Raw genomic sequence first — 14232 nt, forward strand, 5'->3', positions numbered from 1 at the left:
CCACGAGGTCTTGCATCGCCGGTCGATATGGCAAAAAAGGGGCGCTCCGAAGAGCGCCCCTCCACAATTCGACTTTTGAACAATCTGATCCGCAGATCAGAAGTCCATGTCGCCCATGCCACCCATGCCGCCCATGCCGCCGCCCGGCGCCGCGGCGGCCGGCTTGCGCTCGACATGCTCGGCAACCATCGCCTCGGTGGTGATCAGCAGGCTGGCCACCGACGACGCGTTCTGCAGCGCGGCGCGCACGACCTTGGTCGGGTCAATGACGCCGGCCTTGATCAGGTCGCCATACTCGCTGGTCTGAGCGTTGTAGCCCCAGTTCTTGTCGTTCTTGTCCTGCAGCTTGCCGACAACGATCGAGGCGTCGCCGCCCGCGTTGGTGACGATCTGCCGGATCGGCGCCTGTAGCGCGCGACGGATGATGTCGATGCCGACACGCTCGTCGTCGTTGTCCGGCTTGACCTTGTCCAGCGCCTTCGAGGCGTACAGCAGGGCGGTGCCGCCGCCCGGGACCACGCCTTCCTCGACCGCGGCGCGGGTCGCGTGCATCGCGTCGTCAACGCGATCCTTGCGCTCCTTCACCTCGACCTCGGTGGCGCCGCCGACGCGGATCACCGCGACGCCGCCCGCCAACTTGGCCAGACGCTCCTGCAGCTTCTCGCGGTCGTAATCCGAGGAGGTCTCCTCGATCTGCGCCCGGATCTGGTTGCAGCGGCCCTCGATCTCCTTCTTGGCGCCGGCGCCGTCGACGATCGTGGTCTCTTCCTTGGCGATCAGGACCTTCTTGGCCCGGCCCAGCATGTCGAGCGTGACGCTCTCGAGCTTGATGCCGAGATCCTCGGAGATCACCTGGCCGCCGGTCAGGATGGCCATGTCCTCGAGCATCGCCTTGCGACGATCGCCGAAGCCCGGGGCCTTGACCGCCGCGACCTTCAGGCCGCCGCGCAGCTTGTTGACCACGAGGGTGGCCAGGGCCTCGCCCTCGACGTCCTCGGCGATGATCAGCAGGGGCTTGCCCGACTGAACGACCGCCTCGAGCACCGGCAGCATGGCCTGCAGGTTCGACAGCTTCTTCTCATGCAGGAGGATGTACGGAGCCTCGAGGTCCGCGATCATCTTCTCGGCATTGGTGATGAAGTACGGCGACAGGTAGCCGCGGTCGAACTGCATGCCTTCGACGACTTCGAGCTCGGTGTCGAGGCTCTTGGCCTCTTCCACCGTGATCACGCCCTCGTTGCCGACGCGCTCCATGGCCTTGGCGATCATCTCGCCGATGTCGCGCTCGCCATTGGCCGAAATCGTGCCGACCTGGGCGACTTCGGCATTGGTCTTGATGACCTTCGACCGGGTCTTGAGGTCCGCGACGACGGCCTCGACCGCCTTGTCGATGCCGCGCTTCAGGTCCATCGGGTTCAGGCCGGCGGCGACGGCCTTGACGCCCTCGCGGACGACCGACTGCGCCAGCACGGTCGCGGTGGTGGTGCCGTCACCGGCCAGGTCGTTGGTCTTCGACGCGACCTCGCGCACCATCTGCGCGCCCATGTTCTCGAACTTGTCCGAGAGCTCGATCTCCTTGGCGACGGTGACGCCGTCCTTGGTGATCCGCGGCGCGCCGAACGACTTGTCGAGCACGACGTTGCGGCCCTTCGGGCCCAGGGTGACCTTGACCGCATCGGCCAGGATGTCGACGCCGCGCAGCATGCGGGAGCGGGCGTCGAGCGAGAACTTAACGTCCTTCGCTGCCATCTTTTATTCCTTTATGTGTCGGTGTTCCGGTGAAGGCGACGGGGCGGATCAGGCCGCCTTGGCCGACTTCTTCACGGTGATGATGCCGAGGATGTCGCTCTCCTTCATGATCAGGAGATCCTGACCGTCGAGCTTGACCTCGGTGCCGGACCACTTGCCGAACAGAATGCGGTCACCGGCCTTGACGTCCAGCGGCTGCAGCTTGCCGGCCTCGTCGCGGATGCCGGCGCCGACCGAGATGACCTCGCCCTCCTGGGGCTTTTCCTTGGCGGTGTCCGGGATGATGATCCCGCCCGCGGTCTTCTCGTTCTGTTCGATGCGGCGCACCAGCACACGGTCGTGCAGGGGACGGAATTGCATCGTTTGCTCTCCCACTCTCTCGTTCAGAGATTTGCGTTCAGGCCTGTCCCGGCCGGTCGTTAGCACTCTCGGCCGATGAGTGCTACGCATTTAAGGGGACGGCGGAAACGGGTCAAGGCCCATGCGCAGATTCTCTCAACGAAAGACCGCGGGCAGCCAGAGCGAGAGGGCGGGAATATAGGTCACGGCCAGCAGCACCGCGATCGAGGCGCCGAAGAACGGCCAGATGGTGCGCATCGCCTCGCGGATCGTGATCTTGCCGACGGCGCAACTGACGAACAGCACCGAACCGACCGGCGGCGTGTTCAGGCCGATGCCGGCGTTGAGGATCAGGATCACGCCGAAATGCACCGGGTCGATGCCGAAGGCCTTGACCACCGGCAGCAGGACGGGCGTGCAGATGATGATCATCGGCGCCATGTCCATGAAGGTGCCGAGGATCAGCAGCGCCACATTGATCAGCAGCAGCACCGTCAGCGGGTCGCTGGAGATGGCGTGGATCGCCTGGACCGTCGCCGTCTGCACCTGCAACAGCGCCATCAGCCAGCCGAAGGCGCCGGCGGTGCCGATCACCAGCAGCACCATCGCAGTGGTGCGCACCGCCCCCTGCACCGCCTCGACGAAGCCGCGCCAGTCGAGCTCGCGATAGACCAGCAGCGCCACCAGGAAGGCGTAGATCACCGCGATGCAGGAGCTTTCGGTCGCGGTGAAGACGCCGGAGCGGACGCCGCCGAAAATGATGCCGATCAGCAGGATGCCCGGCAGCGCCATGACCAGGTAGCGGCCGACGGCGCGCAGGCCCGGGAAAGGATCGGACGGATAGCCGCGCCGGCGGGCGACGGCATAGGCGGTGACCATCAGGGCGGCGGCCAGCAGCAGGCCGGGAATGACGCCGGCGGTGAACAGGTCGGCGATCGAGACGTTGCCGCCCGCAGCGATCGAATAGAGGATCATGTTGTTCGACGGCGGGATCATCAGCGCGATGATCGCGGAATTGGCGGTGACGTTGACCGCATAGTCCCGGGCATAGCCCCGCGCCGCCATCTGCGGGATCATCAGCCCGCCGATCGCCGAGGCGTCGGCCACCGCCGAGCCGGAGATGCCGCCGAACAGGGTCGAGGCCACGACATTGACCTGGCCCAGCCCGCCGCGCATATGGCCGACCAGGCTGGCGGCGAAGCGGATCAGCCGCGCCGCGATGCCGCCGCGGATCATCAGGTCGCCGGCGAAGATGAAGAACGGGATCGCCATCATGGCGAAGGCGTTCATGCCGGAATTGATCTGCTGGAACACCACCACCGGCGGCAGGCCCATATAAAGCACCGTCGCCAGTGCGGAGATGCCGAGGCAGAAGGCGATCGGCATGCCCATGAACATCAGCAGCGTGAAGCCGCCGAACAGGACCCAAAGCTCCATCATGCCAACTCCTGCACACCTTCGACCGCTGCCTCGTGCTCGACACCCGCGATCTGTTCGAACAGCCTTTCGGCGGCGAACAGCGCGATCAGCGCGCCGCCGACGATCAGCGGGATGAAGTCGAAGCCGCCCGGCAGGTCCAGCACCGGGATGGTCGCGGTCCAGGTGCCGATCGCGAGCTCGACCGAATACCAGACCATGGCGATGCCGAAGCCGAGGATCAGCAGCAGATTCACCGCCTCCAGCACCCGGTTGAGGCCAGCCGGCAACACCTGCTGCAGCAGGTCGAGCCCGAGATGGAAGCTCTCGCGCACCCCGACCGCGGCGCCGAGCAGGATGAACCAGCCCATCAGCTGCAGGGTCACCGGCTCGGCCCAGCTCGGCGTGTCGTTCAGGACGTAGCGGGCGAAGACCTGCCAGCCGATGGTGACGGTCATCGCCAGCATGCCGAAACCGGCCAGCCACAGGGCGCCGGCGGACAGGACGCCGAGGGTCCGGCGTGTCAGAGCCAGGACGGAAGCCATTCCGGCCGATCTCCCATGACAAAAGGACCGGCCCCGCGCGACATGGCGGGGCCGGCCGGGTGGCGCAGCCTCACTGGGTCACGCGGATGCGCTCCACCAGCGACTTCATTGCGTCGGTGGTGACGAACTTGTCGTAGACCGGGCCCATCGCGGCCGAGAACGAGGCCTTGTCGACGGTGATGATCTCGGCGCCGCCGGCGCGGACCTTCTCCTCCGACTGCTTCTCGCGCGCGGTCCACAGCTCGCGCATCTTGACCACCGACTCCTTGGCCGCCTGGCGCAGCAGCGCCTGGTCGTCGGGCGACAGCCTGTCCCAGGCGATCTTCGAGATCACCAGAACCTCGGGCGTCAGCGAATGCTCGGTCAGGGTGTAGTGCTTCGCCACCTCGAAATGGCGCGAGGATTCATAGGACGGCCAGTTGTTCTCGGCGCCGTCGACCACGCCGGTCTCCAGCGACGAATAGACCTCGCCGAACGCCATCGGCGTCGGGTTGGCGCCGAAGGCCTGCATCATCGCGATCCACAGGTCGGATTGCTGGACCCGCAGCTTCAGGCCCTTCATGTCGTCGATCGACCGGATCGCCGTCTTGGTGGTGTAGAAGGACCGCGCACCGGAATCGTAGAAGGCGAGGCCGACCAGGCCGTGCGGCTCGAACGCCTTCAGGATCTCGTCGCCGATCGGGCCGTCCACCACCTTGTGCATGTGGTCGACCGAGCGGAACAGGAAGGGCAGGCCCAGCACCTGCGTCTCCGGCACCAGGTTGTTGAACGGCGCCGTGTTCACCCGGTTCATGTCGATCACGCCGAACCGGGTCTGCTCGATCGTGTCCTTCTCGGCGCCGAGCTGGGCGTTGTTGAACACCTGGATCTTGATCCGGCCACCGGTGCGCTGGTCCATCAGCTCGCCGAGATACTTGACCGCCTCGACCGTCGGATAGCCGTCGGGATGGATGTCGGCCGAGCGCAGCGTCTGCGCCGAAGCCGGAAGGGCCGCCAGCGACAGAGCCGCCCCCAGGATCAATGCCCCAATAGATTTCACGAACGCCTCCCCCTGGTTCCCGAACCTGGTATGATCAGGCCCGTCTCTAGTATGGTAACCAGAAGCCTAGTATGGTACTTGACCTGATGCAATATCCCTTGCGAGCTTGACCCGCATGGCGCCGCTCGATCTCCTCGACCAAACCACCAGCATCGCCCGGCTGATCGAGCTGGAGATCCGCAAGGCCATCGTCACACTGGCGATGAAACCCGGCGCGCCGCTGTCGGAGCAGGAGATCGCGGTCCGCTTCGGCGTGTCGCGGCAGCCGGTGCGAGAGGCCTTCATCGCCCTCGCCCGCTCCGGCCTGGTCGAGGTGCTGCCGCGGCGCGGCACCTTCGTGGTCAAGATCTCGGTCGAACGGATGCTGGAGGCCCGCTTCGTCCGCGAATCGTTGGAGAGCGCGGTGGTGCGGCGCGCCTGCGAGCGCTTCGACGCCCGGGTCCGCACCCGCATCGACTTCCATCTCGAGGCCCAGGAGCTGGCGGCGGCGGCCGGCGAGCATTACGAGTTCCAGCGCGCCGACGAGGCGTTTCACGCGGCGATCGCCGAAGGGGCCGGCTGCCCGTCGGCCTGGACCGTGATCGAGGATCTGAAGGCGCATATGGACCGCGTCTGCCACCTGACACTGCCCTCGGCTTCGTCGCTGCCGGGGCTGATCACGCAGCACCGCACCATCCTGGCGGCGATCGACCGGCGCGATCCGGACGGCGCCGAGGCGGCGCTGCGGGCGCATCTGTCGGAGATCCTGCGGGCCCTGCCGACGGTGCAGCGGGAGCACCGCGACCTGTTCGCCTGAGAAGGCAGACGATTTGGCAGCACTCCTGCCAGACTGCTGCTAATACATTGATTTTATTACATATACCCTTGTCCGGATCGAAAATCCACATCACATTTCCTTCATAGACCGGCTCGTCAAAGCCGGCCTGCGGAAAGGGATGGTGACGGAATGACCGATCTGGAACGCCAGCTGCAGGGCTACCGCCTGACCACGGCGGAGATTCTCTACCACCTGCCCGATCACCCCGGGCTGCTGCAGACATTCGTGTGGCAGAAGCTGGATCTCGCCCCGCGCTTCCCGGAGCTGCACCGTTTCCTCGACTTCTGGAGCCACAACATCGAGGGCAGGCTGCATTCGGTGCGGCTCGCCTCGGCCGGCGTGATCAAGCCGGCCGATCTGCGGCTCTGCACCGCTGAGTTCCAACTGCATTGACCCCTCTGGCCTCGAGACCGTCTCCAGTCCCTGTCCTCGTCATGGCGAGGAGGCGAAGCCGACGGTAGCCATCCAGGGGTCGGTACGAGCGGCCCTGGATGGCCACGCCCCTTCGGGGCTCGCCATGACGGGTGAATGTTTTGGACCGCTGGTACGGCTTCCTGGAGAAGGGGCAGGTCGGCGGCGGAGCCTAAATGCCCCGCCGCCGCCCGTGACCTGGAGGGGGGATCCGGTCACGGGGTCCTGCATCGCACGGCTTCGGCGGGGAGGGATTCCGCCGGGCCGCCGAGGCCCGCCGCCGGTGGGCGACCGAAGCCGCTCACGACCCAGCGCCGTTGGGGCCTCACCCCTCCTAACAACGCGGTCCCGGATCGGTTCCCGGGAAATGTCGCTCCCCGCTCGCATCGCGCGACGCCCATGCGCCGGCCGCGGATGACGCTTGCCGCCCCGTCTTGCTACCCTCCGCCACGAATGAGGGAGAGGTCAGCGTGGACGGACATATGGCGGCGGGTCTTCTGGGCGGCATCCGCCGCGACATCGCGCAGCTGCCGGAGAGCGGCATCGTCGAGGTGGTCAACGCCGGGCGCGGCAAGCCCGGCCTGATCCCGCTCTGGGTCGGCGAGGGCGACCAGCCGACGCCGGCCTTCATCGGCGAGGCGGCGAACCGGGCCCTGCTCGAAGGCCAGACCTTCTACACCTGGCAGCGCGGCATCCCGCCGCTGCGCGAGGCCCTGGCCGGCTATGTCGGCCGGATCGCCGGGACCACCGTGTCGCCCAGCCGGATCTACGTCACGATCGGCGGCATGCAGGCGATCATGATGACCATGCAGGCGCTGGTCGGGCCGGGCGACGAGGTGGTCCTGCCGGCCCCGGTCTGGCCGAACATCTTCAGCGCCGTCGAGATCGCCGGCGGCCGCACCGTGCCGGTGCCGATCGGGGTCGAGAACGGCCATTGGCGGCTGGACCTCGACCGGCTGTTCGCCGCCTGCGGGCCGCGCGCCCGCGCCCTGTTCCTGAACAGCCCGGGCAACCCCACCGGCTGGACCCTGACGGCGGAGGAGCAGAAGGCGATCCTCGATTTCTGCCGCCCCCGCGGCATCTGGATCGTGGCCGACGAGGTCTATGCCCGCTTCGTCTACGATCGGCCCATCGCGCCGTCCTTCCTGTCGATCGCCGCGCCGGAGGACCGGCTGGTGGTGGTCAACACCTTCTCCAAGAACTGGGCGATGACCGGCTGGCGCATCGGCTGGGTGGTGGCGTCGGAGGAGTTGGGGCAGGTCTATGAGAACCTGCAGCAGTTCAACACCTCCGGCGTGCCGACCTTCCTGCAGCATGGGGCGGTGGCCGCCATCGAGCAGGGCGAGCCGTTCATCCACAGCCAGGTGGACCGCTGCCGCACCGCGCGCGACCTGGTGATCGGCCGTCTGTCGGAGTCGCCGCGGGTCCGGCTGACCCGCCCGGACGGCGCCTTCTACCTGTTCTTCCGGGTCGAGGGCGAGCCCGACAGCCGGGCCCTGGCGCTGCGCCTGCTGCACGAGGCCAATGTCGGCCTCGCCCCCGGCTCGGCCTTCGGGCCCGGCGGCGAGGGCCATCTGCGGCTGTGCTTCGCCGGGTCGGTCGAGCGGCTGCAGACCGCGATGGACCGGCTGCTCCCCGCCCTGTCGTGACCCGCGGCATTCAACCATTTCATCTGCACACTCGCCGGGCATTGTTCGTTGCCTCTCCCGCTTGCGGGAGAGGTCGGAGACGCGAAGCGGCTCCGGGTGAGGGCGGCTCGGCCACGGCGCCCGGATCACCATTTCAGGATCGGGCAGATCGGGCGCTCACCGGCGGCGAAGCTGTGCCTGCGCCAAGGCCGCCATCCCCTCACCCGGACATCTTCCGGATGTCCGGCCGCTCCCGCAAGCGGGAGAGGCAATCCGTTTGTGCGCCCGCCATCAGTGTCGCCGATCGAAGCTTGAATCTCGTGGCTGCCGCGGCCGGGGGAAAGCCGTGAACCGGGCGCTGCTGCAGCGCCTGGTCCCCAACACCCTCGCGGCCGCGACCGAGGGGCGGCAGCGTGCCGATATCGGCCCCTTCGCGCTGTTCGTCTCCGCCGCCAGCGACGACCCGATCCAGAGCTTCGCCGTGCCGGTCATGCCGACGCCGGACTGGCGGCCGGCGGTGGCCGAGCTGCAGCAGGCCTTCGACGCCGCCGGCCGGCGCTTCCGCATCGAGTTCTTCCGCGAGCTGCATCCCGCCTTGTCGCCGACGCTCTACGCCATGGGCTATGAGCGCGAGATGGAGGCGCCGCTGATGGTGCTGCATCGCGACGCCTGGCGGCCCGCCCCGGACGGCCCGGCGCGGCTGCTGGCGGCGGCGGACGAGGCGGCGATCGACGGGCTGATGCTGGTCCAGCGCGAGGCCTTCGACCAGCCGCTGGACGCGGCCGGGGAGGCGGATTTCCGCGCCAGGCTGCGCCAGGGCCTGGCCCGCGGCAGCCGGCGGGCAGCCCTCGCCCGGGTCGACAGCACTCCGGCCGCCAGCGGGCTGCTGCTGATCGGCGGCGACACGGCCGAACTGGCGGCGGTCGGCACCCGGCCGGCCTTCCGCCGCCTCGGCCTGGCCGAGGCGGTGTGCCGCCGGCTGCTGGCCGCCTATTTCGACGGCGGCGACCTGGTCTGGCTGTCCGCCGCGGCGGGGGCCGAGCCGCTTTACGCCAAGCTCGGGTTCCACCCTGTCGGCACCCAGCTGAATTTCGGCAACGCAGGGACGAGATGAGCAGGAAGAGAACGACGCGGCGCCGCCGGCCGGCCGATCCCCTGACGCGGATGGTCGAGATGACCGTCGCGGCCGGACAGACGATCGGCCACCGCAGCCTGATGCTGGCGCAGGCCGCTGGCGATCCCGTGGCGCTGGGCCGTCCCGAATTCACCCGCATGGTGACCGAGAAGATGGCGGTGGCGGCCGAGACCGGGGTTCAGGTGGCGGGTCAGCTGGCCGCGGCGCAGTGGGGATGGGCCGGCTGGTTCGGCGCCCAGGCGCAGCTCGGCGCCGCCGCGCTGGCGGCCAATCCGGTGACCGCCTGGCAGCATTGGCTGACGGCGAGCACGGGTCAGGCCGCGGAGATCGGCGAGCGGCTGATGGCGGATGCGACGGCCCTGGCCGATGCCAGCTTGGCCCCGGCCCATCGCGTCGTCTCGGCCAATGCGAAGCGGCTGGGCCGCAGAAAGCGATAGCGGCCACCACTGAAAATGGAATCTTGGAGCTCTGCACAAGCTCTGCGAGAAACGGTTTTCCGGCCGCCGGATTCGTCACCAAATCTTCACGGGAGCGGTCCGCGAAGGCTGATACGAGCGTCCTGATTTCGCCAATTCCATCCGGCGAAACCCTTCCATATCGAAACTGGGGGACAGGATGCTTCGCTCAAGAATGCGGCGTGCGGGCTATGCCGTGGGACTGGTTTCAGCCCTGGTTCTCGCCGCGGTCGCCACCGAGAACCGGGCCTGGGCCTGGGGTCATACCGGCCATGTCGAGATCGGCGCCGTGGTCGCCGACAGCCTGCCCTGGCAGATCAAGGCCATGCTGGACTGGCGGTCGGCGGATTCGGCCATCGCCGAATGGAACGCCGAGCTCGACGTCTCCAAGGGCGCCGGCCAGACCCATGACTTCGAGCGCGACCCGGGCCACTACATCGACATCGACGATGCCGGCAAGGTGCTGGGCGGCGTCGACTTCAACGCGATGCCGGTGTCGCGCCGCGACTACGACACCGCGCTGCGCGCCGGCGGCCAGACCCAGTACGGCGCCGGGTATCTGTATTACAGCATGATCGACGGCTGGCAGCAGATCCGCATGGATTTCGCCTGGATGCGGGCGCTGACCGTGGGCCTGCGCACCGCCTCGAACCGCGCCGACCGCGAGTTCTTCCAGGAGCAGCTGGACCTGCGCCGCCGGCTGCTGCTGCGCGACATCGGCGTCTGGGGGCATTACGTGGCCGACGGCAGCCAGCCGATGCATGTCTCGGTGCATTTCAACGGCTGGGGCAACTATCCGAACCCGAACAACTACACCAACGCCCCGATCCACGCGCCGTTCGAGGGCAGCTTCGTCAAGAGCTTCGTCGGCGAGCGGGCGGTCCGCGCCGCCCTGCCGCGCTATCGCGACTGCGGCTGCCAGATCGAGCAGCGCGTGCACGACTATCTGCTGACCACGCTGGGCACGGTCGAGCGGGCCTATCAGCTGGCGCCCTCGACCAGCAACTACACCACCCCGACCCCGGCGGCGGTCGGCTTCGTCACCCAGCGCGTCGCGGCCGGGGCGGCCGAGATGCGCGACATGGTGATCGACGCCTGGACGGCCAGCGGCGACTGGACCGTCGGCTATCCGGCGATCAAGGTCTCGGACATCGAATCCGGCAAGGTGAAGGTGACCCGCGACTCGTTCTGGCACGACTGAACCAGGGGTCCGGCGGCGCGGTCGCCGCGCCGCTGGACAAATCCTTGGCGCCATGGATTGCTGGCCGCTCGAATAAGGAGCCGTCGCCATGTCGCTCGATCTGTGGTTCGCCTTCCTGCTCGCCGCCTTCGTCGTCCTGATCATTCCGGGCCCGACCGTCACCCTGGTGCTGTCCTACGCGCTCGGTCGCGGCCGGTCCCATGCCTGGTGGATCGTCGCCGGCGTCGCGCTCGGCGACCTGACGGCGATGACCCTGTCGATGCTGGGGCTCGGCGCACTGCTGGCCGCCTCGGCCACCGCCTTCACCGTGCTGAAATGGATCGGCGCCGCCTATCTGGTCTATCTCGGCGTCAAGCTGTGGCGCGCCGCGCCCAAGGCGGACGGCCTGGTGGCGCCGGACGCCGGGCGTTCGCCCCGCGCCATGCTGCTGCACGCCTTCGCGGTGACCGCGCTGAACCCGAAGAGCATCGTCTTCTTCGTCGCCTTCCTGCCGCAATTCGTGCATCCGGAGGCGCCGCTGCTGCCGCAGATGGCGGTGCTTGAGGGCACCTTCGTCACCCTCGCCGCGCTGAACGCCGCGGCCTATGCCTGGATCGGGGCAAGGCTGCGCGACACCATCGGCAAGCCCTCGGTGCTGCGCCTGATCAACCGGGCCGGCGCCGGCGTTCTGGTCGCCGCCGGATTCGCCACCGCCGCCTGGAACCGGGCGAGCTAGCCGGCCAGCCCTTCGGCGCCGCGCACCGCGCCGACGGTCACGCCGCGCCGGGTCTTGATCTCCGGCGCCAGCCAGCGGCCGGCGATCTCCGGGTCGGCGTCGTCGAGCGCGCCGATCCGCTTCAGGATCGCGGCCATGGCGACATTCGCCGCCCGCTCCGCCCCGTCCTCGATCTTCAGCGCGACGCCCAGGCCGTATTCCGGCAGCGCGGCGCAGAACACGCCCTCGGCCCCGACCTTGGTCATCACCCGGCCGCGGCAGGCCTGCATGATCTCGGTGTCGAAGCGGCCGGTGCCTGCCACCAGGAAGGGCTGCGCAGCCCAGGCCTTGCGGATGCGCAGCACCGCGTCGCGCCGCTGCTCCGGCAGGTCGGCGGGGTCGGCGATCCGGGCCATGGCGAAGGCCAGGCCCTCCAGCGGGATCGCGATGGTCGGGATCGAGCAGCCGTCGCCCGCCCAGGGCGCGTCGCCCAGGCCGCAGCCGGTCATCTGCTCGAGCACGCCGAGGATGCGCTGCTGCACCGGGTGGTCGTAGCGGATGTAGCCCTTGGTCTTCTCGCCGAGATGGACCGCGGTGCTCAGGAAGCCGGTGTGCTTGCCGGAGCAGTTGTTGTGCAGCCCCGAGGGATGCTGGTGGCTGCACACCAGCGCATGGGCCGAACCCTCGTGGAACGGCAGATGGGTGCCGCATTCGAGGTCGGATTCGGACAGGCCGATCCTCGCCAGCCACGCCGCCACCCGCTCGACATGCCCCGGCTCGCCGCCATGCGAGGCGCAGGCCAGCGCCAGCTCCTCGTCGCCCAGGCCGAAGGCGTCGGCGGCACCGCTCTCGACCAGCGGGATCGCCTGCAGCGACTTGATCGCCGAGCGGGCATAGACCGGCCGGCCGATATCGCCCCAATGACCCTGCACCCCGCCCTGGCGGTCGACGATCAGGGCGCTGCCGCGATGCCGGCTTTCGACCACCGATCCGCGGGTGACCTCGACCAGGATCGGCGCCCCCCCGCCGGCAAGGTCGGCGGTTCCGGCAACGTGATCGTGAGTATGATGATGGTCGGTCATGATCGTCTCGGCGGGATGGCGGCAAGGGCCGTTCTGGCCCGCACCTTGCCCCCGCGCCCCGCGCGGGGCAAGTTCGGAGCCGGACGACACGGATGGGATCGGATGAAGGGCTATTTCGCGATCGGCTGCGAGGGCATCAGCAAGCCGATGAATATCGGCGCCCTGCTGCGCACCGGCCATGCCTTCGGCGCGGCCTTCTGCTTCACCGTGGCGCCGGTGGCCGAGACGGTGGATTTCGGCTGGAGCGATACCTCGAGCGCTGCCGGCACCGTGCCGCTCTACACCTATCCCGACGTCGCCTCCCTCACCCTGCCGCAGGGCTGCGCGCTGGTCGGCATCGAGCTGATGGCCGACTCCGTCGCGTTGCCGAGCTTCCGCCACCCGCGCCGGGCGGTCTATGTGCTGGGGTCGGAGCGCGGCGGCTTGTCGCCGGAGATGGTGGCGCGCTGCGACCACATCGTGCAGATCCCGACCCGCTTCTCGCTGAACCTGTCGCTGGCCGGCGCGCTGGTGATGTACGACCGGCTGATCTCGCTCGGCCGCTTCGCGCCGCGGCCGATCATGCCCGGCGGCCCGACCGAGGAGCTGCCGCCGCATGTCCATGGCGGCCCGAAGGTGGCGGAGGGCTGAGGCGGACCGGCCGGTCAGCCGCCCGCATCGGCGAGCGGCCGGATGCGGACGGCCATCCGCAGCGGCGATCGCGGATACAGCAGCAACAACAGGGTCACGGTCATCGCCACGATGCTGAGCAGAACGCTGACGGCGATCTCATGGAGGCTCCAGTCCCGCGCCGACAGCGGCTCGCCGACGAACAGGCTGAGATCGGCATACCGGGCCTCCGACGAGACGAACAGCATGGCCACCAGGTTATTGCCGAAGTGCAGCCCCATCGATGCGCCGAGATTCCCGGTCGTATAGACCAGCAGCGTCGCACCGAGGGCGAAGATGGTGATCGATCCCAGGATGATGGCGTTCGCCCCGCCGGTCGCGGCGGGATCCCAATGCAGCAGCGCGAAGATGACGGTCGGCAGCCCGGCCCATACCAGGGGGCTGCGGAACCTCGCCGCCAGGGTCTGCATCACATAGCCCCGGAACACCAGCTCCTCCGCCGAGGTCTGGGCCAGGATCAAGGCCACGAACGGCAGCGACGCCAGCAGCCATGTGCCGATCTCGACATCCCTGCGCGGCGGCGCCGGGTCGAAGAATGACAACGCCCATCCGTCGAGCACGCTGACGATCACGACCGCCGCCGCGGCCTTGGCGAAGTCGTCCCACGCCACGCCACGCTCGGCCCCGAGCACGCTCGGGATCGTGCGCCGATGCAGCAGACGCACGATCAGCCAGATGCATCCCCAGCCGGTCGCGACCGCCGCCAGCTGCACTGCGGCCCCGGACGGCGAGGTCACGAACTGCTGGATGATATCCCCGATCTGGGCTTCGGTCGGCCTCGGCCCGCGATTGTGCAGCCCCAGCCCGATGACCACGCCGACGACGAGCATGACCAGGAGGATCACGGCCGGGGACAGGATGAGAGCAAGGCCGACGCCGAGACAGACCCGCCAGAGGCTCAGTCGACCGGTGCGAGCCTGCTCGACATAGGCCCGGAAGGCATCGCTGGACAAAGACATCATGAAAACACGGCTGCAATCGGAGAATGCAGCGAAGCGTAGCTGGCCGGCCCAGCGCCGTCCAGCGGCCCTCTCAGGCCGGAGGCATCATCG

General features: G+C 68.5%; 15 protein-coding genes. 8 read left to right on the top strand and 7 right to left on the bottom strand.

Annotated elements, in window-relative coordinates; all coding sequences use genetic code 11:
* Window positions 1-96 precede the first annotated feature (96 nt).
* The 5 genes from groL to FFK22_RS21125 all read right to left on the bottom strand — a co-directional run bounded on the left by groL (window position 97) and on the right by FFK22_RS21125 (window position 5088).
* Complete coding sequence (gene groL / locus FFK22_RS21105) at window positions 97-1749, bottom strand: chaperonin GroEL (protein ID WP_138891019.1); 1653 nt, start codon at window positions 1747-1749, stop codon at window positions 97-99.
* Window positions 1750-1797: 48 nt separating this feature from the next.
* Window positions 1798-2109 carry a co-chaperone GroES gene (gene groES, locus FFK22_RS21110; RefSeq protein ID WP_034840379.1) on the bottom strand — a complete coding sequence of 104 codons (312 nt, stop codon included), beginning with the start codon at window positions 2107-2109 and terminating at the stop codon, window positions 1798-1800.
* Between the two features lie 135 nt (window positions 2110-2244).
* Window positions 2245-3528 (bottom strand): TRAP transporter large permease, encoded by a 1284-nt coding sequence (locus FFK22_RS21115; protein ID WP_221938747.1) that lies wholly within the window; start codon window positions 3526-3528, stop codon window positions 2245-2247.
* Complete coding sequence (locus FFK22_RS21120) at window positions 3525-4049, bottom strand: TRAP transporter small permease (protein WP_138891020.1); 525 nt, start codon at window positions 4047-4049, stop codon at window positions 3525-3527. Before FFK22_RS21120 ends, FFK22_RS21115 begins: the two co-directional genes overlap by 4 nt.
* Window positions 4050-4119: 70 nt before the next feature.
* Window positions 4120-5088 (bottom strand): TRAP transporter substrate-binding protein, encoded by a 969-nt coding sequence (locus FFK22_RS21125; RefSeq protein WP_138891021.1) that lies wholly within the window; start codon window positions 5086-5088, stop codon window positions 4120-4122.
* Between the two features lie 115 nt (window positions 5089-5203).
* Here FFK22_RS21125 and FFK22_RS21130 point away from each other — a divergent pair, with 115 nt between their 5' ends.
* From FFK22_RS21130 to FFK22_RS21160, 7 genes are all read left to right on the top strand, one after another.
* Window positions 5204-5884, top strand: a complete 681-nt coding sequence (locus tag FFK22_RS21130) for a GntR family transcriptional regulator (protein WP_138891022.1) — start codon at window positions 5204-5206, stop codon at window positions 5882-5884.
* Between the two features lie 150 nt (window positions 5885-6034).
* A complete protein-coding gene (locus FFK22_RS21135) occupies window positions 6035-6298 on the top strand; it encodes an usg protein (protein WP_138891023.1) in 264 nt (87 codons plus the stop codon).
* 500 nt (window positions 6299-6798) lie between these two features.
* Window positions 6799-7965, top strand: a complete 1167-nt coding sequence (locus tag FFK22_RS21140; protein ID WP_138891024.1) for a pyridoxal phosphate-dependent aminotransferase — start codon at window positions 6799-6801, stop codon at window positions 7963-7965.
* Between the two features lie 325 nt (window positions 7966-8290).
* Window positions 8291-9058, top strand: a complete 768-nt coding sequence (locus FFK22_RS21145; protein ID WP_138891025.1) for a GNAT family N-acetyltransferase — start codon at window positions 8291-8293, stop codon at window positions 9056-9058.
* Entirely contained in the window at window positions 9055-9516 is a 462-nt protein-coding gene (locus FFK22_RS21150; protein WP_138891026.1) for a hypothetical protein, read from the top strand. The genes FFK22_RS21145 and FFK22_RS21150 overlap by 4 nt, the downstream gene beginning before the upstream one ends.
* A 214-nt stretch (window positions 9517-9730) precedes the next feature.
* Window positions 9731-10735 carry a S1/P1 Nuclease gene (locus FFK22_RS21155; protein WP_138891027.1) on the top strand — a complete coding sequence of 335 codons (1005 nt, stop codon included), beginning with the start codon at window positions 9731-9733 and terminating at the stop codon, window positions 10733-10735.
* Window positions 10736-10823: 88 nt separating this feature from the next.
* Window positions 10824-11450, top strand: a complete 627-nt coding sequence (locus FFK22_RS21160; protein ID WP_138891028.1) for a LysE family translocator — start codon at window positions 10824-10826, stop codon at window positions 11448-11450.
* Here FFK22_RS21160 and FFK22_RS21165 read toward each other — a convergent pair.
* Window positions 11447-12511 carry an asparaginase gene (locus FFK22_RS21165; protein WP_138891029.1) on the bottom strand — a complete coding sequence of 355 codons (1065 nt, stop codon included), beginning with the start codon at window positions 12509-12511 and terminating at the stop codon, window positions 11447-11449. The genes FFK22_RS21160 and FFK22_RS21165 overlap by 4 nt on opposite strands.
* Window positions 12512-12613: 102 nt before the next feature.
* On the opposite strand from FFK22_RS21165, the gene FFK22_RS21170 reads away from it, so the two are divergent.
* Window positions 12614-13141, top strand: a complete 528-nt coding sequence (locus tag FFK22_RS21170; RefSeq protein WP_138891030.1) for an RNA methyltransferase — start codon at window positions 12614-12616, stop codon at window positions 13139-13141.
* A 14-nt stretch (window positions 13142-13155) separates the two neighbouring features.
* Here the strand turns inward: FFK22_RS21170 and FFK22_RS21175 are convergent, their stop codons facing one another.
* Window positions 13156-14142 (bottom strand): CPBP family intramembrane glutamic endopeptidase, encoded by a 987-nt coding sequence (locus FFK22_RS21175; protein ID WP_138891031.1) that lies wholly within the window; start codon window positions 14140-14142, stop codon window positions 13156-13158.
* Window positions 14143-14232 lie beyond the last annotated feature (90 nt).

Origin of the sequence: Mycobacterium sp. KBS0706 (assembly GCF_005938675.2) — a bacterium.
Lineage (GTDB): Bacteria > Pseudomonadota > Alphaproteobacteria > DSM-16000 > Inquilinaceae > Inquilinus.